This window comes from Burkholderia sp. B21-005 (genome assembly GCF_020843965.1).
GTDB lineage: Bacteria > Pseudomonadota > Gammaproteobacteria > Burkholderiales > Burkholderiaceae > Burkholderia > Burkholderia ambifaria.
Genome location: NZ_CP086301.1, coordinates 241303 through 265383, shown reverse-complemented (window position 1 = coordinate 265383; position 24081 = coordinate 241303). Strand labels below are relative to the sequence as shown.

At 68.3% G+C, this 24081-nt stretch carries 21 protein-coding genes; 14 read left to right on the top strand and 7 right to left on the bottom strand.

The window, feature by feature from the left end; translation table 11 throughout:
* Positions 1 to 127 precede the first annotated feature (127 nt).
* The gene (locus tag LMA02_RS01175) at positions 128 to 2398 is read right to left on the bottom strand and encodes an NADP-dependent malic enzyme (protein ID WP_228906536.1); all 2271 of its coding nucleotides are present in this window, start codon (positions 2396 to 2398) and stop codon (positions 128 to 130) included.
* Positions 2399 to 2846: 448 nt separating this feature from the next.
* Here LMA02_RS01175 and LMA02_RS01170 point away from each other — a divergent pair, with 448 nt between their 5' ends.
* From LMA02_RS01170 to LMA02_RS01140, 7 genes are all read left to right on the top strand, one after another.
* Positions 2847 to 3533, top strand: a complete 687-nt coding sequence (locus tag LMA02_RS01170; RefSeq protein WP_069746497.1) for an orotate phosphoribosyltransferase — start codon at positions 2847 to 2849, stop codon at positions 3531 to 3533.
* Between the two features lie 239 nt (positions 3534 to 3772).
* Complete coding sequence (locus LMA02_RS01165; RefSeq protein ID WP_228906534.1) at positions 3773 to 4375, top strand: YbhB/YbcL family Raf kinase inhibitor-like protein; 603 nt, start codon at positions 3773 to 3775, stop codon at positions 4373 to 4375.
* A gap of 213 nt (positions 4376 to 4588) precedes the next feature.
* Positions 4589 to 5161, top strand: coding sequence for a flavodoxin family protein (locus LMA02_RS01160; RefSeq protein ID WP_175723782.1), 573 nt, complete (start codon positions 4589 to 4591; stop codon positions 5159 to 5161).
* Between the two features lie 186 nt (positions 5162 to 5347).
* On the top strand, positions 5348 to 6298 hold the full coding sequence (argC, locus tag LMA02_RS01155; RefSeq protein WP_228906532.1) for an N-acetyl-gamma-glutamyl-phosphate reductase: 951 nt from the start codon (positions 5348 to 5350) through the stop codon (positions 6296 to 6298).
* A gap of 429 nt (positions 6299 to 6727) precedes the next feature.
* Entirely contained in the window at positions 6728 to 8161 is a 1434-nt protein-coding gene (locus tag LMA02_RS01150) for a DUF2957 domain-containing protein (protein ID WP_228906530.1), read from the top strand.
* A 155-nt stretch (positions 8162 to 8316) separates the two neighbouring features.
* Positions 8317 to 9558 (top strand): DUF2957 domain-containing protein, encoded by a 1242-nt coding sequence (locus LMA02_RS01145; protein WP_006752471.1) that lies wholly within the window; start codon positions 8317 to 8319, stop codon positions 9556 to 9558.
* Between the two features lie 16 nt (positions 9559 to 9574).
* On the top strand, positions 9575 to 10408 hold the full coding sequence (locus LMA02_RS01140) for an OmpW/AlkL family protein (RefSeq protein ID WP_228906528.1): 834 nt from the start codon (positions 9575 to 9577) through the stop codon (positions 10406 to 10408).
* 228 nt (positions 10409 to 10636) lie between these two features.
* Here LMA02_RS01140 and LMA02_RS01135 read toward each other — a convergent pair whose 3' ends face one another.
* Positions 10637 to 11557, bottom strand: coding sequence for a LysR family transcriptional regulator (locus LMA02_RS01135; protein WP_228906526.1), 921 nt, complete (start codon positions 11555 to 11557; stop codon positions 10637 to 10639).
* A gap of 97 nt (positions 11558 to 11654) precedes the next feature.
* Here LMA02_RS01135 and LMA02_RS01130 point away from each other — a divergent pair, with 97 nt between their 5' ends.
* Positions 11655 to 12932: an MFS transporter gene (locus LMA02_RS01130; protein ID WP_228906524.1), complete on the top strand. Its 1278-nt coding sequence runs from the start codon at positions 11655 to 11657 to the stop codon at positions 12930 to 12932.
* Positions 12933 to 13004: 72 nt separating this feature from the next.
* Here the strand turns inward: LMA02_RS01130 and LMA02_RS01125 are convergent, their stop codons facing one another.
* Together LMA02_RS01125 and LMA02_RS01120 are read right to left on the bottom strand one after the other, a co-directional pair.
* The gene (locus LMA02_RS01125) at positions 13005 to 13640 is read right to left on the bottom strand and encodes a LysE family translocator (protein ID WP_175738808.1); all 636 of its coding nucleotides are present in this window, start codon (positions 13638 to 13640) and stop codon (positions 13005 to 13007) included.
* Between the two features lie 71 nt (positions 13641 to 13711).
* The gene (locus LMA02_RS01120) at positions 13712 to 14581 is read right to left on the bottom strand and encodes an NAD(P)-dependent oxidoreductase (RefSeq protein WP_228906523.1); all 870 of its coding nucleotides are present in this window, start codon (positions 14579 to 14581) and stop codon (positions 13712 to 13714) included.
* A gap of 97 nt (positions 14582 to 14678) precedes the next feature.
* On the opposite strand from LMA02_RS01120, the gene LMA02_RS01115 reads away from it, so the two are divergent.
* Positions 14679 to 15446, top strand: coding sequence for a Mut7-C ubiquitin/RNAse domain-containing protein (locus LMA02_RS01115; RefSeq protein ID WP_228906521.1), 768 nt, complete (start codon positions 14679 to 14681; stop codon positions 15444 to 15446).
* A 75-nt stretch (positions 15447 to 15521) separates the two neighbouring features.
* On the opposite strand, the gene LMA02_RS01110 is transcribed toward LMA02_RS01115, so the two are convergent.
* The gene (locus LMA02_RS01110; protein WP_228906519.1) at positions 15522 to 15755 is read right to left on the bottom strand and encodes a hypothetical protein; all 234 of its coding nucleotides are present in this window, start codon (positions 15753 to 15755) and stop codon (positions 15522 to 15524) included.
* Between the two features lie 369 nt (positions 15756 to 16124).
* On the opposite strand from LMA02_RS01110, the gene LMA02_RS01105 reads away from it, so the two are divergent.
* The 4 genes from LMA02_RS01105 to LMA02_RS01090 are packed head-to-tail and all read left to right on the top strand — an operon-like array spanning position 16125 to position 20387.
* Positions 16125 to 17330 (top strand): efflux RND transporter periplasmic adaptor subunit, encoded by a 1206-nt coding sequence (locus LMA02_RS01105; protein WP_228906517.1) that lies wholly within the window; start codon positions 16125 to 16127, stop codon positions 17328 to 17330.
* A gap of 10 nt (positions 17331 to 17340) precedes the next feature.
* Entirely contained in the window at positions 17341 to 18039 is a 699-nt protein-coding gene (locus LMA02_RS01100; protein ID WP_011655729.1) for an ABC transporter ATP-binding protein, read from the top strand.
* Positions 18040 to 18057: 18 nt separating this feature from the next.
* Entirely contained in the window at positions 18058 to 19212 is a 1155-nt protein-coding gene (locus LMA02_RS01095; RefSeq protein WP_228906516.1) for an ABC transporter permease, read from the top strand.
* An 8-nt stretch (positions 19213 to 19220) separates the two neighbouring features.
* Complete coding sequence (locus tag LMA02_RS01090) at positions 19221 to 20387, top strand: ABC transporter permease (protein WP_228906510.1); 1167 nt, start codon at positions 19221 to 19223, stop codon at positions 20385 to 20387.
* 13 nt (positions 20388 to 20400) lie between these two features.
* On the opposite strand, the gene LMA02_RS01085 is transcribed toward LMA02_RS01090, so the two are convergent.
* The gene (locus tag LMA02_RS01085) at positions 20401 to 21738 is read right to left on the bottom strand and encodes a carotenoid oxygenase family protein (RefSeq protein WP_228906508.1); all 1338 of its coding nucleotides are present in this window, start codon (positions 21736 to 21738) and stop codon (positions 20401 to 20403) included.
* Positions 21739 to 21753: 15 nt separating this feature from the next.
* Positions 21754 to 22380 (bottom strand): DUF2239 family protein, encoded by a 627-nt coding sequence (locus tag LMA02_RS01080; protein WP_228906506.1) that lies wholly within the window; start codon positions 22378 to 22380, stop codon positions 21754 to 21756.
* A 293-nt stretch (positions 22381 to 22673) separates the two neighbouring features.
* Here LMA02_RS01080 and LMA02_RS01075 point away from each other — a divergent pair, with 293 nt between their 5' ends.
* On the top strand, positions 22674 to 24014 hold the full coding sequence (locus LMA02_RS01075; RefSeq protein ID WP_228906504.1) for an MFS transporter: 1341 nt from the start codon (positions 22674 to 22676) through the stop codon (positions 24012 to 24014).
* Positions 24015 to 24081 lie beyond the last annotated feature (67 nt).

Genomic DNA, 24081 nt, shown 5'->3' with positions numbered 1-24081 from the left:
GGGCGTTCGCGGTCGGGACGCCCGCCCCGTGCGGCACGCAGGACACAAAAAAAAACGCCACGGAACGCGAGTTCCGTGGCGTTTTTCATGGTGCCGCGCGTGATGCGCGGCCCACGCGGGCGCGAACTTACTTCGTGTTCGCGTTCGCGGCGGCAACCGCCGTCATGTTGATGATCCGGCGCACGGTCGCGGCCGGCGTCAGGATGTGGACCGGCTTCGCCGCGCCGAGCAGGAACGGGCCGACCGTCACGCCTTCGCCGCCGACCATCTTCAGCAGGTTGTACGCGATGTTCGCCGCTTCGACGTTCGGCATGATCAGCAGGTTCGCTTCGCCCGACAGCGTCGTGCCCGGGAACGCGGCCTTGCGGACCGCTTCGGACAGCGCCGCGTCGCCGTGCATTTCACCGTCGACTTCGAGGTTCGGTGCGCGCTCGCTGATCAGCTTGCGGGCTTCCGCCATGCGGCGCGACGACGACGACGGCGCGCTGCCGAAGTTCGAGTTCGACAGCAGCGCGGCCTTCGGCGTGATGCCGAAGCGCTCGATCTCGGCGGCAGCCTGGATCGTCATGTCGGCGAGCTGTTCCGCGCTCGGCACTTCGTTCACGTACGTGTCGCACATGAACAGGTTGCGGCCCGGCAGCATCAGCAGGTTCATCGCCGCGTAGTGCTCGGCGCCGTTCGCACGGCCCAGCACCTGCTCGATGAACTTCAGGTGCGTGTGGTACGTGTCGATCATCCCGCAGATCATCCCGTCCGCATCGCCCAGATGCACGAGCATCGCGCCGATCAGCGTGTTGAACTTGCGCAGCGCGGCCTTCGCGACTTCCGGCGTGACGCCGTCGCGCGCGCCGATCTCCTGGTACGCCTGCCAGTAGCGGTGATAGCGCGTGTCGTCTTCCGGATTCACGATCTCGAAATCGACGCCGGCCTTCAGCTTCGAGCCGATCTTCTGCAGGCGCATCTCGACGACCGACGGACGGCCGATGATGATCGGCTTCGCGATCTTTTCCAGCAGCACGAACTGCGCGGCGCGCAGCACGCGCTCGTCCTCGCCCTCGGCGAACACGATGCGGGCCTGCTTCTGCTTCGCCGTCGCGAACACCGGGCGCATCACCATGCCGGTGCGGTAGACGGTCGCGCCGAGCTGCTCGCGGTACGCGTCCATGTCCTGGATCGGGCGCGTGGCGACGCCCGAATCCATCGCGGCTTGCGCGACGGCCGGCGCGATCTTGATGATCAGGCGCGGGTCGAACGGCTTCGGAATCAGGTATTCCGGCCCGAATTCGAGCGAGTGGCCTTCATACGCCTTCGCGACTTCCTCGCTCTGCTCGGTTTCCTGGGCCAGTTCGGCGATCGCGCGCACGCATGCGAGCTTCATTTCTTCCGTGATCGTCGTCGCGCCGACGTCGAGCGCGCCGCGGAAGATGAACGGGAAGCACAGCACGTTGTTGACCTGGTTCGGGTAGTCCGAACGGCCGGTCGCGACGATCGCGTCCGGGCGCACGGCCTTCGCGTCTTCCGGGCGGATTTCCGGTTCCGGGTTCGCGAGCGCCAGGATCAGCGGCCGGTCGCCCATCGTCTTGACCATGTCCTGCTTCAGCACGCCCGCGCTCGAGCAGCCGAGGAACACGTCCGCGCCGACGATCGCGTCGGCGAGCGTGCGCGCGTCGGTGGTCGCCGCATAGCGCTGCTTCGACGGATCGAGGTTGCCGCGCCCTTCGTAGATCACGCCCTTCGAATCGGCAACGAGGATGTTCGACTTCGTCAGGCCGAGGTTCACCAGCAGGTCCAGACATGCGATCGCTGCCGCGCCCGCGCCCGAGCACACGAGCTTCACTTCGGCGAGCTTCTTGCCGACGACCTTCAGGCCGTTCAGGATCGCGGCCGACGCAATGATCGCGGTGCCGTGCTGGTCATCGTGGAAGACCGGGATCTTCATGCGCTCGCGCAGCTTCTGCTCGATGTAGAAGCATTCCGGCGCCTTGATGTCCTCGAGGTTGATGCCGCCGAGCGTCGGCTCGAGCATCGCGATCGCCTCGACGAGCTTGTCGGGGTCGGACTCCGACAATTCGATGTCGAACACGTCGATGCCCGCGAATTTCTTGAACAGGCAGCCCTTGCCTTCCATCACCGGCTTTGCAGCGAGCGGGCCGATGTTGCCGAGGCCGAGCACGGCGGTGCCGTTCGTGATGACGCCGACGAGGTTGCCGCGCGACGTGTACTTCTGCGCGTCGAGCGGATCGGCGTGGATCGCTTCGCACGCAGCGGCGACGCCCGGCGAATAGGCAAGCGATAGATCGAGCTGGTTCGACAGCGGCTTGGTCGGGGTGACCGAAATCTTGCCGGGTTTCGGGTTCAGGTGATAAGCGAGTGCGGCCTGCTTCAGTTGTTCGTCCATGATTGACCTGCGAGAGACATGCGAAATTTTGACGGTTCAGTACACAGCACCTTGAGCCGCGTCTGCCGGGATCGAGGGGATAGTCGACTGCGAGACGGCTCGCGACGCGCCGGGTCGGCACGCCACCGAACCTTGGCGGGTGGGCAAGAGGAAGTACAAAGTACTGAACGATTTCTAAGGGTCGCCTAGTGTACACCCCCTAAATGACCTCTGTTGGTGCACCGCGGCATCCCTGGCATCAGCATTAGGATGATCGCGCCCCGTTTGTTTCGCCGGTGGTGAACGCTGCGCGAGTTCGCCGAAAACCGGCCTGAATCGGGTAAAATAGCCGGCTACGCGCGCAGCGATGCGATCGGCCCGCCGATCGCACCCCGGCCCCTCCGGCAGGTTCCCCTTGCTGCGCCACCGGGCCCGCGCCCGCTCTTCGCTCATCACCCAAGGAATGCCCATGACAGGCTACGATCGTCAGTCGATCTCGGATACGACCGCCAAAATCCTGCTCGAAGTGCAGGCGGTGCACTTCAACGCCGAAAAACCGTTCATCTTCACGTCCGGCTGGGCAAGCCCCGTCTACATCGACTGCCGCAAGCTGATCTCGTATCCGCGCGTGCGTCGTGCGCTGATGGAAATGGCGGAAACGACGATCATGCGCGACGTCGGCTTCGAGCAGATCGACGCGGTGGCGGGCGGCGAGACGGCCGGCATCCCGTTCGCGGCATGGCTCGCGGACCGCATGATGGTGCCGATGCAGTACGTGCGCAAGAAGCCGAAGGGTTTCGGCCGCAACGCGCAGATCGAGGGTCATCTGGAAGAAGGCTCGCGCGTGCTGCTGGTGGAAGACCTGACGACCGACAGCCGCAGCAAGATCAACTTCGTCAACGCGCTGCGCACCGCGGGCGCGACAGTGAACCACTGCTTCGTGCTGTTCCACTACAACATCTTCAAGGAAAGCGTGTCGGTCCTGAAGGACATCGACGTCGACCTGCACGCGCTGGCGACCTGGTGGGACGTGCTGCGCGTCGCGAAGGCGTCGGGCTACTTCGAGACCAAGACGCTCGACGAAGTCGAGAAGTTCCTGCACGCGCCGGCCGAGTGGTCGGCCGCGCACGGCGGTGCAACGGCCCCGAAGGAATGACGCCGCGCCGGCACGCACGCCGGCACCCTGGCTGAAAGAGCCGCTCGCCTGATCGCGAGCGGTTTTTTTTCGTCCGTCGATCCGCATCAGGCCGCTCCCGATTGCAGGCAACGGCATGCATCGCTCATCGAACCCTAATGCTAGACTTGATCCATCGCCGCCATCAGCTGCGCAGGCAACGCACAACGCCAACAATGCCGGGAGCATCGGCCCGGTTTACGTGACGGGAGAAGCGCCATATGCGTGTGGATCGCCGGATCACTTCGCCTGCGTGCCCGGGTCGTCCGTCTCCGTTCATCGTCGCCCTTCTCTGCGCTGCCGCGTGTGCCGCGTTCGCCGCCCTGCCCACGCGGGCGGAAAGCCCGTTCACCGTGTCGAGCGACGAGCTGACGCCCGGCGGGCGCGTCGGCGCCGCGAACGTGTTCGACCGCGGCGACTGCAAGGGCGAGAACCGTTCGCCGCAGCTCAGCTGGCGCAATCCACCGCCCGGCACGCGCAGCTACGCGATCACGATCTTCGATCCCGATGCGCCGGGGCACGGCTGGTGGCACTGGGCCGTCGCCGGCATCCCGGCGAGCGTCACGAGCGTGCCGGCCGATGCGAGCGCGTCGGGCTTCCTGCGGCGCATCGGCGCGAGCGAGGCGCGCAATGACTTCGGGGTCGACGGCTACGGCGGCCCGTGCCCGCCGCCCGGCAAGCCCCACCGCTACGTGATCACTATCTATGCGCTGAAGGGCACCGACCTGCGCGTCGCGCAAGGGCGCCCCGCCCCGATGTTCGAGCATGAGATCGGCACGCTGACGATCGGCACCGCCCGACTCACGGTCAATTACGGACAGTAAGCGCTCGCGCGCCGCCGCACGTCCGGCGTCGCGATGGTCCCCGCCTGCGAAATTCGGTGTGTCCGACGCACGCTTTTCTCCCGTCATTTCGGCTTGCTAGACTCGGCTGCACCGAACGCGGCATCCCGCCGCGCATCGGTCGCGCCGCCCAAGCGGCGCGTGTCGCGGCAGGCCACGGCGCCTGCCGTTTCGCCCCCTTCCGGAGAACGCTTCATGTCGAACATCGTCATCGTCTATCACAGCGGCTACGGTCACACGCAGAAACTGGCCGAGGCCGTCCATGCGGGCGCGCAGGATGCCGGCGCCACCGCACGCCTGATCGCCGTCGGCGAACTCGACGACGCAGGCTGGGCCGCGCTCGACGCGGCGGACGCGATCGTCTTCGGCGCGCCGACCTACATGGGCGGCCCGTCCGCGCAGTTCAAGCAATTCGCCGATGCCACGTCGAAACCGTGGTTCACGCAGAAGTGGAAGGACAAGATCGCCGCGGGCTTCACGAACTCCGCGACGATGAACGGCGACAAGTTCTCGACGATTCAGTATTTCGTCACGCTGGCGATGCAACATGGGATGGTGTGGGTCGGCACGGGCATGATGCCGGCTAACTCGAAGGCGGCCACGCGCAACGACATCAACTACGTCGGCGGCTTCACGGGCCTGCTCGCGCAGTCGCCGGCGGACGCGACGCCCGACGAGGGCCCGCTGCCCGGCGACCTCGAGACCGCGAAGGCGTTCGGCGCGCGCGTCGCCGACGCGGCGGCCCGCTGGATGGCCGGCGGCCGCTGAACGCGCCCGGGCGCCCGCCCGCTCGCGCCGCCGGTCGCGGGGCGACGCGGCGCAGGTGCGTGAAAGGGACACAAGACGGCCCGCGGGCCGTCTTTTTTCGCCCCGTGCGGTGCAGGTCCGCCGGATGACGTCTTAAAATGGCGGTTTCAGGGCGCCGCGGCTCCCGTTTCATTCAGTGAGAGCGAAATGAGCACCAAAGTTTTTGTCGACGGCCAGGAAGGTACGACCGGCCTCAAGATCTTCGAATACCTGTCGGCGCGCAACGACATCGAGATCCTGCGCATCGAAGAAGCGAAGCGCAAGGACGTCGACGAGCGCCGCCGCCTGATCAACGCGTCGGACGTCACGTTCCTGTGCCTGCCGGACGTCGCGTCGCGCGAATCGGCATCGCTGGTCGAGAACCCGAACACGACGCTGATCGACGCGAGCACCGCGTTCCGCACGAGCGCCGACTGGGCGTACGGCCTGCCGGAACTGACCCGCGCGCAGCGCGAGAAGATTCGCACGTCGAAGCGCATCGCCGTGCCGGGCTGCCACGCATCGGCCTTCGTGCTCGCGATGCGTCCGCTCGTCGACGCGGGCATCGTCGCGCCGACCTTCGCCGCGCACAGCTACTCGATCACCGGCTACAGCGGCGGCGGCAAGTCGATGATCGCCGAATACGAAAGCGCGGCGCCGGGCGGCAAGCTCGCGAGCCCGCGTCCGTATGCGCTCGCGCTGGCGCACAAGCACCTGCCGGAAATGGCCGCGCACACGGGCCTCGCGCACGCGCCGATCTTCACGCCGATCGTCGGGCCGTTCCTGAAGGGCCTCGCCGTGACGACCTACTTCACGCCCGAACAGCTCGCGAAACGCGCGACGCCGCAGGACGTGCAGCGCGTGTTCGCCGAGTACTACGCGGACGAACCGTTCGTGCGCGTCGCGCCGTTCAACGCGGACGCGAATCTCGACAGCGGCTTCTTCGACGTGCAGGCGAACAACGACACGAACCGTGTCGACCTGTTCGTGTTCGGCAACGAAGAGCGCTTCGTCACGGTCGCGCGCCTCGACAACCTGGGCAAGGGTGCATCGGGCGCCGCGATCCAGTGCATGAACCTGAACATCGGCGCCGCCGAGGACGCGGGCCTCACGCGCTGATCCCGCTTGCACGCGATGCAAAGCCGGCCGCTGGCCGGCTTTTTATTTACCCGCGGCAAGCAATATATAAAATCCGGTTCGCGCATTTACAAATATTTACAAGCTTTCCATTGCGCGATTACCGGTGAATTAATTTCGCCCTCCCTTTCTCCTGTCAATCCCGAATAGGGATAAACCGGATACCCTCGCTTTAAACACTGCCGTTATACGCGGGAAGGCTCCGCGAGCCGACCGTGCGTGGCAATCGCCCAACTTCGGCAGTACTCTACCGCCCTCCACGCGTTTTAATTCTTACTGAAAACCCCATCCTGCAAGGATTCCTAACGCGCGCTTTGTTTCAATCGCCTTTTTTAGACGAGTTCATCAATTGACAGCAAAAATCCGCGCAGCGACATTAGCTCGCACAATTAAACGATTGGAGACAGCGGCATGTCGCACGCCTTATCGAAGGGGGTGGCAACGGCCTTTGCCATCGCACCTTTCCTGATTGCCTGTGGTGGTGGGGACGGTGGCTCGCCCGCGCCGATCAACGCCCCCCAATGTTCCGGATCGAACTGCGGCACGCAAGGGCCGCCGCCGTCGCAGCCCGTCAATGGCTCGCTGTGCCCGGCCGATGCCGACATCGTGAAGAGCACGTACCTCGGCGGCGCCGGTAGCGGCGAGATCGTCAGCGTCAACATCGACGCGGTCGCGATGACCTACACGCTCAAGTGGCTCGAATCGCCGATTCCGCTCGCGACCGGCACGGTCACGCCGACCCGCGCCGGCACCACGATCACCGGCAAGGTCATCCACCCGCCGACCGGCGCGCTGCCGACCGCGGAGCAGACGCGCTGCGCGTTCGTCTTCACGCCGGGTTCGGGCAAGGCGCCGGACGGCTCGACCTATTCGACGGCCGCCGACTTCAACCGTGCGAACCCGCCGATGCTGCTGGTCGGCATGGGTGTCGCGGGCGGCGGCATCCCCGGCGCGACGGTCCAGTACGACGGGCTGACGATCAGCGTGGTCGGCCTCCCGGTCTTCAAGAACGTCGGCCAGGTGCCGAACCGCCACTTCGACTTCTATCCGTTCCTCGGCTTCGCGAACACGACGACCGACCTCACGAAGCTGCCGGGCACGTACAACGCGCTGCTCTACCACCTCGTGCCGTCAGGCAACTACGCGACGAAGGGCACGAATTCGAGCGAGACGTTCGATGCGAACGGCGCGTGTACGTCGACGAGTGCGGGCGGCTGCCAGACGACCGGCGATCCGTGGACCGTCAACACCGCGAACGGCGGCTATCTCGACAGCGCGAAGGCACCGCAGATCCTGCCGCAGACGCAACTGCCGCTGATCGGCGCGACCGGCAAGTCGGCGACCGCGCACATGGTCATCGGCCAGCTCAACGGCGCGACCGTGCCGGTGGTGGTCCGCACGGGCTCCGTGTATCTGGGCACCGACCTCGCGCTGCATACCGACGCGAAGGTCGACGACGAATCGGGCATCGCGGTGCTCGGCGCGGCGAGTGCGATCCAGTCGGGCGCGATCGACGGTGGCTACGCGGGCGCGGATTCGAACTTCAAGTACACGGCCGCACTGATCCGCGGCAGCAACGCGTCGTTCATCAATCCGACCACGCAGGCTGAAGAAGACGGCTTCACGCTCGACTACGGCCAGACGACGGCCGGCCTGCTGAACGCGACGACGAAGCCGCCGAGCGGGGCGAGCTACCCGTCCGCATCGGGCGTGGTGATCGCGACGGGCGGGCTGTACGCGGCACTGATCCAGGGCACGGTGAACGGCGGCGTCACGCAGACGTCGGCGAACTCGAGCACGTCGTCGACACCGTACTTCGGCGTGGGTGCGCAGATCAGCAAGTAACGATCGGGGACGCGGCGGCGGCCGGTTCGCCGCCGCGGGATGCAGGGAAGGCACGAAGCGACGGCGCCCGGCACGGCGCGGGCAGCACGAGCACAAGCAATAGAAGCGGCCGACAGGGAGCTGGCCGCCGGACAAGACAAATCTGGAGGAGCAACATGAAGCGCAACCTCATTCTGGCGGCGGCCTTTGCCGCCCCCCTTCTTTCCGCCTGCGGCGGCGGCAGCGACAATCCGCCCCCGCTCGTCGAAGACCGGCTCTGCCCCGCGTCGCTCGACTACAGCACCGTCTACACGGGCGGCGCCGGCAGCGGCGAACTGGCCAAGGTGCAGCTCGACACGACCAAGATGACCTGGCAGGTCACCTATGTCGAATCGCCGGTCCCGCGAACGACCGGCACCGTCACGCCGACCCGCGCGGGCACCGTCGACAGCGGCACGCTCACCCAGGAAACGATGCTGCCGACCAACAAGCTGAACCAGTGCGCGTTCCGCCTGAATGGCGCGAGCCTCGATTCGTCGCGTCCGGCGCGCATCTTCGTCGGCTTCGGCGTCGCGGGCGGCACGATCCCCGGCAAGGAAATCCAGTTCGGCGGCGTGCTCGGCCAGGCTGCCGTGCCGGACACGAAATTCCCGTACTACCCGTTCATCGGCTTCTCGTCGATCGAAACCGACATCACGAAGGTCGCGGGCACGTACAGCCACGTCGGCTTCGGCGAAGTGCCGTCGCAGAACTTCGCGCCGGCGTCGATCGACGCGAAGGTGACGATCAACGCGGACGGCACGTGGACCAAGTGCGATTCGACCGGCCAGTTCGCCGGCGGCGCGTGCGCGCAGCAGGGCACGAACTTCGTGCAGTCGGCCGATGGCAGCGGCGCATTCCAGACGAACAACTACGCGAGCCAGCTGAAGCCGACGCTGTCGGCGACGCCGCAGGGCAAGGGCTTCATGATCGTCGGCAAGCTGCGCAACCAGCTGGTGCCGATCCTCGTGCGCACCGGTGTCGCGAACCCGAACCCGACGCCCGACAGCAACGGCGTGCCGGGCCTGACCGCCGACGACGAATCGAGCATCTCGATCCTCGCGCCGCAGACGGCAATCGCGGCCGGCTCGCAGAACGGCGAGTACATCGGCGTCGACAGCCGGTTCGACTACCGGACCACCGCGCTGATCAATAACCAGGCCACGCTGCTGGATCCGTTCCAGCCGTCGCAGGCCTCGCTCGCGACCCCGCTCGACCTGGACTACACGCAGAAAGTGCCGGGCACGGTCACGACGATCCATACGGGTTCGGGCAGCACGTCGCCGACCGGCAAGTTCATCTTCACGGGTGGCGTGTTCGGTTTCCTCGACAACGCGGGTTCGACGCCGTATTTCACGATCGGCGCGTTCGTCCAGTAAGCGGAGGCAAGCCGTGATGAAGAAGACCCTTCTCTGCGCGGCGGCCGGTGCCGCCGCCCTGGCGCCGCTCGCGGCGCACGCGCAGAGCGCCGGCAGCAACGTCGTCACGCTGGGCTGGTTCCACGTGATGCCGCAGCAGAGCAGCACGCCGATGACGACCAACGTCGCGCCGACGCCGATCAACACGCCGCTGCGGCTGCCGCCGTCGTTCACGTCGGAGGGCACCGGGCTGCGCACGAGCGGCGCGGATACCGTCGGCCTGACGGTCAGTCACTTCCTGACCGACCATATCGCGGTCACGTCGGTGGCCGGCGTACCGCCGGTGTTCAAGGTATCGGGCCAGGGGACGATCCGGCCGCCGGGCCCTGCCGGCGCGCTCGGCACGCAGAACATCGGGCTCGGGTCGGTGAACCCGATCGTGAAGAGCGTGCGGCAGTGGAGCCCGGCAGTAATCCTGCAGTACTACTTCGCACAGGCGAACGCGAAGTTCCGGCCGTTCCTCGGCCTCGGCGTGTCGTACAACTGGTTCAGCGACCTGCAGCTCAACACGAACTTCATCAAGCAGACGCAGGACAACCTCGGCGCGATTCTCGCGGCGGGCGCGGGCAAGCCGGGTACGACCTCGGTGGAAGCGAAGGCGTCGTCGTCATGGCAGCCGGTGTTCAACGCGGGCCTGCAGTACAACATCACCGAGCATTTCGGGCTGGTCGCGTCGGTGACCTACATCCCGCTGAAGACGACGTCGACGGTGACGATCAAGGCGGCCGACGGCACGGTGCTCTCCGAGTCGAAATCGGACCTGAAGGCCGATCCGATCATCAGCTATGTCGGGATGACCTACAAGTTCTGACGCCGGCGACGGGAAGGGACGAAGGAAGGAAGGAAGGAAGGAAGGAAGGAAGGAACGGATGGCCCGCGGCAAAATCGCGGGCAAAAAAAAGCCCGCCTAAGAGGCGGGCTGAATCCATATCAGAGGAGACATGGAGGAGACAGGTGTAACTATAGCGAATCGATTTCCGCAATGCAACATTTCCGTCGGGAAAATAAGGATTTTCCCTCGAATGTGCACTCTAGATCGCTAGTTCGACTCCGACCCCTTCCTGTTCTCCCTGTCGAGCACGTCTGCCAGCGCGTCGCGCAGCAGCGCAACCGGCCGCGTCAGGCGGCCCGGCAGCGCACCGTGCACGACCCACACGTTGATCCGGGTCTCCAGCCCCGCCGTTTCCACCACCCTCAGCGCCTCGCGATGCGCGCTGCGCGCCAGCGCGTTCGGCGGCGCGATGCCGATGCCGGCGCCGCGCGCGACGAGCGACAGCTGCAACTCCGAGCCGAACGCCTCGACCGCGACGTCGAACGGCAGCCCGGCCGCCCCGAGCGCACGGCTCAGCGCCGAACGCATCCCGCAGCCGTCCTGGCTCAGCACCCACGGGAAACGCGACAGCACGTCGAGCGACAGCGGGCCGTCCGGCAGCGGGAAATCGCGCGCGGCGACGAGCACCGTCGGCTGCATGCCGAGCAGCGTGGCCGTCAGCGCGTCGGGCAGCGCCGCGCTGGCCGGCGCCATCACCGTCGCGACATCGAGCGTGCCGCGCTCGATGCCCTGCACGAGCGCGGGCGACCAGCCGGCCGTCACGCGCAGCGTCAGCCGCGGAAACGCATCGCGCAGCCGGTCGATCGGTTGCTCAAGCGCCAGCTCCGACAGGAACGGCGGCACGCCGATGCGCAGTTCGCCTGACGGCTCGCTGTCCGGCGCGCCGGCCGCCATCAATTCGTCGACCGCGCCCAGCACGTTGCGCGCGAGCGCATAGACGTCGCGCCCGGCGGCGGTCGGCTTCAGCGGCTTGCTCTGACGCTCGAGCAGCGCCATGCCCAGCAGCGTCTCGAGGTTCTGCACGCGCCGCGTGAGGCCCGGCTGCGTCAGATGAAGCTTCGCGGCGGCGGCGACCATCGACCCGCTGTCGACGACCGCGACGAACGCCTGGAGATCACGCGTATTCAAAGAAAACTCGCATAATCATGTTATACATATTTCAATTGTCGCATAAACATCGGCCGCCTACGATGGGGATTCCTTCGATCAACGCCCCAGGTTTCCGATGAACTGTCCTGCCGACTCCCGCCCTGCCGCCGGTCGCCCCGCGCTCGGCGCACCGCCCGCGCTGAGCGCGGGCATGACGCTCTTCTTCGCCGCGACGGTCGGCGTGATCGTGATGGACCTGTTCGCCGCGCAGCCGCTGACCGGCCCGATCAGCGCCGACCTGCGGCTGCCGCCCGGCCTCACGGGCCTCGTCGCGATGCTGCCGCAGCTCGGCTACGCGGCCGGCCTCGTGCTGCTGGTGCCGCTCGTCGACCTGCTCGAGAACCGCCGCCTGATCGTCGTGACGCTCGTCGCATGCGCGGCCGCGCTCGCGCTGCCGGCATTCACGCGGTCCGGCACCGTGTTCCTGCTCGCGACGCTGGCCGCCGGCGCCGCGTCGAGCGTGATCCAGATGCTGGTGCCGATGGCCGCGTCGATGGCGCCCGAAGCGCAGCGCGGGCGCGCGGTCGGCAACGTGATGAGCGGGCTGATGCTCGGCATCCTGCTGTCGCGGCCGCTCGCGAGCCTGATCGCGGGCACGGCCGGCTGGCGCGCGTTCTACGCGCTGGCCGCGCTCGCGAACGCGGCGATCGCCGCGGTGCTCGCGCTGCGCTTGCCGCCGCGCGTGCCGTCGGTGACGGCCAGCTATCGCGCGCTGCTCGCCTCGATGGGCCGCCTGCTGGCCGACGAACCGGTGCTGCGCCGGCATGCGCTGTCGGCCGCGCTCGCGATGGCCGCGTTCAGCGCGTTCTGGACCGCCGTCGGGCTGCGGCTCGCGCAGCCGCCGTTCGGCCTCGACCTGCACGGGATCGCGCTGTTCGCGTTCGCCGGCGCGAGCGGCGCGATCGTCACGCCGCTGGCTGGCCGCGCCGGTGATCGCGGCCATGGCCCGGCCGCGCAGCGTATCGCGCATGTGGCGATGCTCGCGGCGCTCACCGTGCTCGGCATCGCCGGCGCCGGCTGGTTCGGCTTCGATGCGCACGCGCATCACGACGTCGCGCTGGCGCTGCTGGCCGGCGGCGCGGCGCTGCTCGATGCAGGCGTGATCGTCGATCAGACGATCGGCCGCAGGGAAATCAATCTGCTGAACCCGGCCGCGCGCGGGCGTCTGAACGGGCTGTTTGTCGGGCTGTTCTTCGTCGGCGGCGCGCTCGGCGCGGCGCTCGCGGGCAGCGCGTGGGCATGGGGCGGGTGGAGCGCGGTGTGCGGCGTCGGCTTCGTGTTCGCGGGCGCGGCCGCCGCGTTCGGCGTGTCGGCCGGCCGCCGGAGCGGCGTCACCGTGCGGCCGCGCGCGTGACGCGGCCCCGGATGTGAAAACGCCCCGCCCTCTGACGAGGTGCGGGGCGTGCGGCGGGCCGCGCGGCCGAAATCAGTGACGGACCAGCGCCATCATCGCGCCGAAGCCGACGAAGATGCCGCCCGTCAGCCGGTTGAAGACCTTCGCGACGCTCTGGCTCTTCAGCGTCGCGCCGATGCGCGTGCCGAACGACGCGTAGACGAGATACCAGCTCACCTCGATCACCGCGAACGTGACCACGAGGATGCCGAATTGCGGCAGCGTCGGCTCGGCGGCATTGATGAACTGCGGCAGCAGCGCGGCCGCGAACAGGATCGCCTTCGGGTTGCTGCCCGCGACCAGGAAACCATTGCGGAACAGCGTCCAGCGCGATGCCGACGCGCTCTGCGAAACGGCCTCGACGTCGCCGGCCGGCGCGTCGTCGACGCGTGCGCGCCACGCCTTCACGCCGAGATAGATCAGATAGGCCGCGCCCGCCAGGCGCAATCCATCGAACATCGCCGGCCATGCCTCGAGGACCGCCCCGAGCCCCGCCGCGGACACCGCCAGCATCAGCACCAGCGCGCTCAGGCAGCCGGCCATCGTCGCCGACGAGCGGCGCAGCCCGTGCCGCGCGCCATGCGTCATCACGAGCAGCATGTTCGGACCCGGAATCGCCGACACGACGAACACCGTCGCCACGAAAAGCCACCACGTATGCAGATTCATGACCGCTCCGACCGAAAGAAAAATGAAATGTCGATTATGCCGCGTGCGCGGCGTTGCTGTCCCGCGTCGGCTCAGCGGCCCGCGCGGCGCAGCGCGACTTCGCCGAGCACCGCGAAGTCCTGTTCGCCGCCGCCGTGCGCGAGCGCATCGAGCAGGCTGTCGCGCACGACGCTCGCCACCGGCAGCGGCACCGACGCCGCGTCGCCGGCCTGCAGCGCGAGCCGCACGTCCTTCAGCCCGAGGCGCGCCTTGAAACGCGCGGGTTCGTAGCTGCGCTCGGCGATCATCCCGCCGTAGCCTTCGTAGACCGGCCCCGGAAACACGCTGTTCGTGATCACGTCGAGGAAATCGCGCATCGCGACGCCGTGCGCGCCGAGCAGCGCGGACGCCTCGCCGAGCGTCTCGATCGCCGACGCCAGCGTGAAATTCGCCGCGATCTTCGCGACGTTCGCATGCTGCGGCAGCGAGCCGAACCGCCAGGTCTTCTGGCCGATCGCGTCGAACAGCGGCTGCACGCGGTCGATCGCCTCGGCCGGGCCGCCGGCCATGATCGTCAGGCGCGCGGCGGCCGCGACGTCCGGGCGTCCCATCACGGGCGCGGCGACGTACTGGAGGCCGCGCGACGCGTGGGCGTGCGCGAGCGTTTCGGCGAGCGCGACCGACACCGTCGCCATGTTCACGTGGATCAGGCCGCGCGGCGCCTCGGCGAGCAGCGCGTCGTCGAATACGTCGCGCGCGGCCGCATCGTCGGCGAGCATCGAGAACACGGCATCGCCGCGAAACGCATCGGCCGGGGTAGCGACGATCTGCGCGCCCAACGCGGCGAGCGGCTCGGCGCGCTCGCGCGACCGGTTCCAGACCCGCACGGCGTGCCCGGCCTTCAGCAGGTTCGTCGCGATCGCCTGCCCCATTTCGCCCAGTCCGATAAATCCAAGATCCATTTCCCGCTCCTTCGACCCGTGAAGCGGGGAGTTAAACACAGATGGCGGCGGCCTGCAGCCCCCCGCCACCGGCCGCGCGCGGTGCGATACTGCGCGCATGGCGACCGCGACCTTCCGCTTCCACGGCGAACTGAACGCGTTTCTCGCACGCGCGCAGCGCGAGCGCGCGTTCGCGCACGCGTTTGCGCGCGATGCGACGGTCAAGCATGCGGTCGAAGCGCTCGGCGTCCCGCATACGGAAATCGGCCGGCTCTGCGTGAACGGCGCGCCGGCCGCCCTCGACCGGCCGCTTGGCGACGGCGACCGTGTCGACATCCATCCGGAACGCGCGCGGCCGGCCCCCGAATCGGCGCTGCCGCAACCCGAGCGCTGGCGCTTCATCGCCGATGCGCATCTCGGCGGCCTCGCGCAGCTGCTGCGCCTCGCCGGCTTCGACACCTGCTACGACAACCACTACCGCGACGACGAACTCGTCGCGCTCGCCGCGCGCGAAGGCCGGATCGTGCTGACCCGCGACCGCGAGCTGCTGAAGCGCCGCGCGGTCGTACGCGGCTGCTACCTGCACGCGCAGCAGCCGGACGCGCAGCTGCACGAGCTGTTCGCGCGGCTCGACCTCGCGCCGCACATGCGGCCGTTCCGGCTGTGCCTGCGCTGCAACGCGCCGCTGCACGCGCTCGATGCGGCGGACGCCGCGCCGCGCGTGCCGCCCGGTGTCCGCCAGCGGCACCGGCGCTTTGCCGCGTGCGACGTGTGCCGGCGCGTGTTCTGGGAAGGGTCGCACTGGCGGCGCATGCGCGCGGTGGTCGACGCGATGCGCGCGCTGCCGCCCGGCGCGCCGGATGCGGCGGACGCGGCGGACGGCTGAAAAAAAACCCCGCAGGCCGGAGCATGCGGGGTTTCTCGACGGGCGGCCGGCTATGCCGGCCCCGACGAAGCGCGCTTAGTTTGCTGCGCCTGCGTCGTTCGTGCCGGCTGCCGAAGCGGCTGCGGCCTTCGCCTTGCCCTTTGCCGAACCGTGCTGCTTCAGCGCATGCTTCGGCTTGGTGTGATCCTTCTTCATCGGTGCCGGTGCGGAAGCCGACATGTCGGCTGCCGGCGCGGACGCCTGTGCGAATGCCGAAACCGATGCGAGAGCGAATGCTGCGGTCATGATCGAAGCGAGCGTCTTCTTCATTGTTCTTCCTTTAGCGGAGAAAAAGTCAAACGTACCGGTAAGAGATGCGAGGCATCCGCATCGGGACATCAGCCGCGCCGGGTTACCGGTCGCCGCCGGGCGGGTCGGCTCTCGCCTCTTCGCCTCGGCAAATACTGACGCACTGGCTCCATAACGCACCGCCCGCACCGCGAGTTGACACGCTGCCCGCCTCCCTCGGGTTTCCCCCGAGGCACGGGCTGGCGGCCCGCCCGACGCGCCGCCGCGACCGGCGTCAATTGTCCGACAAACCGGCTCTCGCGCCCGCCGCGGCGACGCTATACTGGCGTCCTTCCGTCCCAACCGGAGCGCGGCCGGTCACGCTACCGCCGCCGTCGCGAGGCGCCCAAATTGCCCGACCACAATCTGGACAAACTGAAAATCGACCGGCGTCCGATCGCGCCCGCGCCTCGTCGGCGCCGGTGGGTCCGCTATGCGGTCGCCGCCGTGCTCGTGCTCCTCGCGATCGTCGCCGTGCTCGCGCTCACCGGCCGCCCGACAGTCGACACGACCTCCGTCACGTCCGCCTACCCGTACCAGAACGACACCCAGCTCAATGCGACCGGCTACGTCGTGCCGCAGCGCAAGGCCGCGGTCGCGTCGAAGGGCCAGGGGCGCGTCGAATGGCTCGGCGTGCTCGAAGGCACGCGCGTGAAGAAGGGCGAGATCATCGCGCGGCTCGAAAGCCGCGACGTGGAAGCCTCGCTGGCGCAGGCCCGCGCACAGGTGCTGGTCTCCCGCGCGAACCTCGGCGTCGCGCAGGCGGAACTGAAGGACGCGCAGATCGCGCTGCGCCGCACCGCCGTGCTCGCACCCAAGGGCGCGGTACCGGCCGCCCAGCTCGACACCGACACGGCCCGCGCGAACAAGGCGCGCGCGACGCTCGGCAGCGACCAGGCCGCGATCGCGTCCGCCGAAGCGAACGCGCAGGCCGCGCAGGTCGCAGTCGACCAGACGGTGATCCGCGCCCCGTTCGACGGCATCGTGCTCGCGAAGCACGCGAACGTCGGCGACAACATCACGCCATTCTCGTCGGCGTCGGACAGCAAGGGCGCCGTCGTGACGATCGCCGACATGGATACGCTCGAGGTCGAGGCCGACGTCGCGGAATCGAACATCGCGAAGATCCGTGCGGAGCAGCCGTGCGAGATCCAGCTCGACGCGCTGCCCGACATGCGCTTCGCAGGCCGCGTGTCGCGCATCGTGCCGACCGTCGACCGCTCGAAGGCGACGGTGCTCGTGAAGGTGCGCTTCGTCGACCGCGACGAGCGGGTGCTGCCCGACATGAGCGCGAAGATCGCGTTCCTGTCGAAGCCCGCGTCGGCGCAGGACCGGCAGCCGGTGACGGCCGTGCAGGCGAGCGCCGTGGTCGAGCGCGACGGCCGGCCGGTCGTGTTCGTCGTGAAGGACGACACCGTGCACGCAACGGCGGTGACCACCGGCACGCGGATCGGCGAACTCGTCGCGATCCGCGGCGTGAAGCCCGGCGACACGGTCGTGCTCGCGCCCGGCGCGACGCTGAAGGACGGCGCGAAAGTGACCGTCGCGAAGAAGTAGCGTGGCGCGCGTGAACGACGCCTCGCCTCCCCTCGTCGAGATCAGCCACGTCGCGAAGTCGTACCGGCGCGGCAACCAGGTCGTGCCGGTGCTGACCGACATCACGCTCGACATCGGCGAAGGCGACTTCGTCGCGCTGATGGGGCCGTCGGGGTCCGGCAAGAGCACGCTGCTCAATCTCGTCGCCGGCATCGACCGGCCCGACAGCGGCGAGCTGCGCGTGGGCGGCCTCGACATCTCGCGGCTCGAGGAAGCGCAGCTGGCCGAATGGCGCGCGGCGAACGTCGGCTTCATCTTCCAGTTCTACAACCTGATGCCCGTGCTCACCGCGTTCGAGAACGTCGAGCTGCCGCTGATGCTCACGCACCTGTCGCGCCGCGAACGGCGCGAGCGCGTCGAGCTGGTGCTCGACATGGTGAACCTCGGCGACCGGACCAGTCATTACCCGTCCGAGCTGTCGGGCGGCCAGCAGCAGCGCGTCGCGATCGCGCGCGCGCTGATCACCGATCCGGTGCTGATCGTCGCCGACGAGCCGACCGGCGACCTCGACCGCGCGTCGGCCAGCGACGTGCTCACGATGCTGCAACGGATGAACGCCGAGCTCGGCAAGACGATCATCATGGTGACCCACGATGCGCACGCGGCCGGCGCCGCGCAGTCGCTCGTGCATCTGGAAAAAGGGGAGCTGATCGATGGGCACGCCGTCTGACGGACGGGAGCGCGCGCGATGTACGTGCTGAAGCTGATCGCGCGCAATACGCTGCGGCACCGGCTGCGCACGCTGTTGACCGTGCTCGGGCTGACCATCGCGGTGCTGGCGTTCGGGCTGCTGCACACCGTGGTCGACGCGTGGTACGCGGGCGCGGCCGCCGCGTCGAGCGGCCGGCTCGTCACGCGCAACGCGATCTCGCTCGTGTTCCCGCTGCCGGTCAGCTACGAGAACCGGATCCGCGGCGTCGACGGCGTGACGGCCGTGGTTCGCTCGAACTGGTTCGGCGGCGTGTACCGCGACCCGAAGAACTTCTTCGCGAGCTTCGCGGTATCGGAAAACTATCTCGACCTGTATCCGGAATTCGTCCTGCCCGCGCAGCAGCGCGCCGACTATGACCGCGACCGCCGCGGCTGCCTGGTCGGGCGCCAGCTCGCGACACAGTTCGGCTTCAAGGTCGGCGACGTGATCCCGCTGAAGGGCACGATCTATCCGGGCACGTGGGACTTCGTCGTGCGCGGCATTCTCGACGGCCGCGACGACTCGACGATCACGCGCCAGTTGGTGTTCCACTGGGACTACCTGAACGAGACGGTGCGCACGCGCACGCCGAAGCAGGCCGACCAGGTCGGCGTGTTCGTGCTCGGCGTCGCCAATCCGGACGACGGCGCCGCGATCGCGCGCAACGTCGACGCGGTATTCAAGAACTCGCTCGCCGAAACGCTGACCGAGACCGAGCAGGCATTCCAGCTCGGCTTCGTCGCGATGTCGAACCAGATCATCGCCGCGATCCGCCTCGTGTCGTACGTGGTGATCCTGATCATCATGGCCGTGATGGCGAACGCGATGGCGATGAGCGCGCGCGAACGGACCGCCGAATACGCGACGCTGAAGGCGCTCGGCTTCGGCCCCGGCTTTCTCGCGCTGATCGTGTTCGGCGAATCGGTGGTGATCGCGGTGGCCGGCGGCGGGCTCGGGATACTCGCGACGCCGCCGGCCGCGAGCCTTTTCAAGCAGGCCGCGGGCGGCATCTTCCCGGTGTTCAAGGTATCGACCGAGACGATGGCGCTGCAGGCCGCATGCTCGGTCGCGGTCGGCATCGCGGCCGCGCTCGTGCCGGCGTGGCAGGCCGCGCGCGTGCGCGTGGTCGAAGGCCTGCGGGCGATCGGCTAGGCGCGCTCATGGCGATTCCGTTGACCTACATCGCGCGCAACCTGTGGACCCGGCGGCTCACCACCGCGCTCACCGCGGGCGGGATGGCGCTCGTGATCTTCGTGTTCGCGACGGTGCAGATGCTCGATGCGGGGCTCACGAAGACGCTCGTGTCGACCGGCGAACCCGACAACGCCGTGGTGATCCGCAAGGGCGCCGAAACCGAGATCCAGAGTTCGATCGACCACCAGCAGGCCAACGCGCTCGAGATGCATCCGGCCGTCGCGCTCGGTCCCGACGGCCGGCCAAGGGTATCGAAGGAAGCCGTCGTGCTGATCTCGCTCGTGAAGACGTCGACCAGCAAGCCGTCGAACGTCGTGATCCGCGGCGTGTCGCCGGCCGGCCTCGCGCTGCGGCCGCACGTGAAGCTCGTGGCCGGCCGCACGTTCGCGCCGGGTTCGTCGGAGATCGTCGTCGGCAGCGCGATCGCGAAAGGCTTCAGCGGCACGCAGCTCGGCGACAGCCTGCATTTCGCGCAGCGCGACTGGACCGTGGTCGGCGTGTTCGACGCCGGCGGCAGCGGCTTCGATTCGGAGATCTGGGGCGACGTCGACCAGCTGATGCAGTCGTTCCGGCGCACGAGCTACTCGTCGATGGTGCTGCGCATCCCGAGCGCCGACGGCTTCGCGCGCTTCAAGGCCGATATCGACGTCGACCCGCGGCTGACCGACGAGGCAAAGCGCGAGCAGACTTTCTACGGCGACCAGTCGAAGGCGCTGTCGAGGTTCATCAACATCCTCGGCATCACGCTGTCGACGATCTTCTCGATCGCCGCGATGATCGGCGCGATGATCACGATGTACGCATCGGTCGCGAACCGCACCGCCGAGATCGGCACGCTGCGCGCGCTCGGCTTCAAGCGCATGAACGTGCTCGCCGCGTTCCTGCTGGAAGCGCTGCTGCTCGGCTTCGTCGGCGGCGTCGCGGGGCTCGCTTGCGCGTCGCTGATGGAGTTCGCGTCGTTCTCGACGACCAACTTCCAGACCTTCTCCGACCTGTCGTTCCGTTTCGTGCTGACGCCCGCTATCGTCGTGAAGACGCTGCTGTTCTCGCTGGTGATGGGCCTCGTCGGCGGATTCCTGCCGGCGATGCGCGCCGCGCGGCTGAACATCGTTGACGCGCTGCGCGCGCGGTGACGCGCGCGGCCGCTCACGCCCGGCGCCCGCGCGGCACCCACGCGCCGTGGAACCCGGCGGGCACGCGACGCGGCAGGTGCACCGTCGCGACCGGCGCCGCATCGATCGCGCGGGCATCGAGGATCACGACGTCGCTCGTATCCGTCGCCGCGCGGTAGACCACCACCAGCAGCCAGCCGTCGTCTTCGTCGGTACCGCCCGGGCGCTGCACGAACACCGGCTCGCCGTTCTGGTCGCCGGCCGGCACCGCGTAACGCGTCGTCGTGCCGCGCACGTGGTCGAAGCGCATCACGCCGCGCATTTCCGCGTTGTTCGGCTGCTCGACCGCATACAGATAGCGGTAGCAGCGCCCCGTCCTGCTTTCGTTGATGCGCGGCAGCTCGATGCCGCCGTCGGCAAGCGGCCCTTCGTCGACCAGCCCGTTCGCGGTATCGATCACGTAGCGCCACAGCTCGCCGACCGGGTTGTCGGCAAAGCGGCCGGTGCGCGCGTCGAGCCGCAGGAACCATGGATAGCGAACCACATCGAGCAGAATGCACGACGCGTCGCAGTCGTACGCGTTCACGACGTGCTGGATGAAGCACGGCTCGATGCCGAACCAGCGCACGTCGCCGCCGTGGCGCGGGATCACGCCGATCCGGGCATCACGGTCGTCGTGCCAGCGCAGCGGCATCCGGTGCCCCTGCTTCAGCATCGCGAAGTCGTAGCCGACATTCAAGTCGAGCAGCAGGCTGCGGGTTTCGGTGATCGCGAGGTCGTGCATCATCGACGGCGCGCGCACGTCGACGGCGAGGTCGACGCGCTGCACGCCGTGCGCGTCCGCGACGCCATAGCGCAGCCACGGTTCGCGCCAGTCCGCGCGAAACAGGATCAGCTCGCCCGTCACCGGATCGACCTTCGGATGCGCGGTCATCGCGCCGCCGAGCGCCGCGTGCCGCGCGGGCGCGCCGAGCGTGTCGAGCGCGGCCGTGATCGCGAGCGGCGCGCCGCCTTCGGCCAGCGCCAGCAATTCGCCCGCGTGCTGCAGCACGTTCACGTTCGGATTGGCGTCGGGCAGGTGCGGCGCCTGCGCGGGTGCATGCACCGCGGCCCAGCGCTGCGTGCGCGCCCAGCGGTTCCGGTAGCCGGCCGCGCGGCCGTTTTCGAATGCGATCGCATGCAGCATCGCCGCTTCCGGCCACCACGACAGTACGTCGTTCCCGTCGAAGCGGCCGCCCGGCGGATTCGGGCCGTTGCGCAGCAGCGTGCCGTCGAGTTCGGGCGGGATCGTGCCGGTCACGCGCAGCCCGACGACGTCGACTTCGTCGGCGACCGGCGCGATCGCACCCCGGTTCAGGTCGAATACGGTCATTGCATCGGCGCGCCGTCAGCAGTCTTCGGTCGACGGCGGCAGATCGCCGCGCGCCAGCGCGAGCGCATGGTCGCGCACGTCGTCCGGCCAGCCGGCGATCAGCTCGCCCAGCCGCGCGAGGTCGTTCGCATACAGCGCACGCGCGGCTTCCTCGAAACCAGGCAGGTCGCCCGCGATCGCGGACATGAAGTGGTACGCACGCGCTTGCGCGTCGCGACGCCGGTCGGCCGCCGCATGCGTGCGGCGCGCATCCTCGACGAGCTTGCGCAGCGCGACCGACGCGCCGCCCGGCTGCGTGGCGAGCCAGTCCCAGTGACGCGGCAGCAATGTGACTTCGCGCGACACGACGCCGAGCTTCGGGCGACCGCGGCCGCGTGGTTCGTCCGCGCCGGCCGGCTCGCCCGCTGGCGCGGACGCATCGGCTGGCGCCGCCGCGTATCGCGCACGGATCTCGTCCGCCGTGCCGCGCAGGTCGAGGTCGATCGCGCGGCCGGTCGCGTCGTCGAAGATCAGGATCGTGCCGGGTGTTGCGTCGCCGGCAGCCTGCCGGACCGCAAGCGCGACCGTCGCGAGCGGCCCCGACATGAGCCGCCGGTGGCCGTCGAAGGCCGTGTACGAAGGAAGGAGCGTGGAGAGTGTCATCGTGGTCGCCCGCAGGCTGGAATCAGAATGACGCTATTTTTATCCGGGTATAAATTGAATGTCAATATTATCCGGGTAAAAACATATCTCGACGCGCGACCGATCGATTCAATTCATGAATCGATCAAGTCAGCAATTGGCATGAAAGCGCAAATTTCGCCATGACAGAATGATCCGGACGCCCCGTCTCGGGGCGGCGCCCGGTCTCCGGCCGGCAATACCACCACGAAAAAACGCGCGCACTCGACGCGCAGCCGCACGACGGCACCTTCCGCCCTTCGGAGGAGACAGTCATGAATCCGCTTCACGCATTGCCGGCATCCGTGTCGGCAACGGCCCGGCGCACCCGCGTGCGCTGGCTCGTGCTGACCGTGCTGTTCGCGGTCACGACGATCAACTATGCGGATCGCGCGGCGATCGCCATCGCGGGCCCGGCGCTCGCCCGCGCCATGCACCTGAGCCATGTGCAGATGGGCTTCATCTTCTCGGCGTTCGGCTGGTCGTACGTGATCGCGCAACTGCCGGGCGGCTGGCTGCTCGACCGCTTCGGATCGCGCATCGTCTATGCGTTCAGCATCTTCTTCTGGTCCCTGTTCACGCTGCTGCAAGGCGGCATCGGCTTCTTCAGCGGTGCGGCCGCGTTCGCACTGCTGTTCGGGTTGCGCTTCCTGGTCGGTGCGGCCGAGGCGCCGTCGTTCCCGGCCAACAGCCGGATCGTGTCCACCTGGTTCCCGGCCTCGGAACGCGGCACTGCATCGGCGATCTTCAACGCCGCGCAGTACGCGGCGACGGTCGTGTTCGCGCCGCTGATGGGCTGGCTCGTGCATGCATTCGGCTGGCAGTCGGTGTTCGCGGTGATGGGCGTACTCGGCTTCGCGTTCGTGCTGGTGTGGAATCGCACGATGTATGACCCCAAGGCGCACCCGCGCGTCAACGATGCGGAGCTCGACTACCTCACCGAAGGCGGTGCGCTCGTCAACATCGACCAGGCGACCGGCGCGCGCGACGGCGGCCCGTCGATGCGTCACGTGAAGGCGCTGCTGAGAAACCGGATGCTCGTCGGCGTGTACGTCGCGCAGTACTGCATCAACGCGCTCACCTACTTCTTCATCACGTGGTTTCCCGTCTATCTCGTGCAGGCGCGCGGGATGTCGATCCTCAACGCGGGGCTGGTCGCGTCGATCCCGGCCGTGTGCGGGTTCCTCGGCGGGATTCTCGGCGGCATCGTGTCCGACGCACTGCTCAAGCAGGGCCGCTCGCTGTCGGTCGCGCGCAAGGTGCCGATCGTGATCGGCATGCTGCTGTCGATGTCGATGATCGTCTGCAACTACACCGACTCGCACGTGCTCGTCGTGCTGTTCATGGCGCTGTCGTTCTTCGGCAAGGGCCTCGGCGCGCTCGGCTGGGCCGTCAACGCCGACACCGCGCCGCGCCAGATCGCCGGCCTGAGCGGCGCGCTGCTCAATACCTGCGGCAATCTTTCCAGCATCACGACGCCGATCGCGATCGGCTATATCGTCGACCGCAGCGGCTCGTTCAACGGCGCGCTGGTGTATGTCGTCGCCCACGCGCTCGTCGCCGTGATCTGCTACCTGTTCGTCGTCGGCGAAATTCGCCGCGTCGAGCTGAACTGAACTGAACGGCGCGGGCCGCGCCGGCGCGTCCGGCGGCCCGTGCATCACCGGAACCAGGAGCGAACCG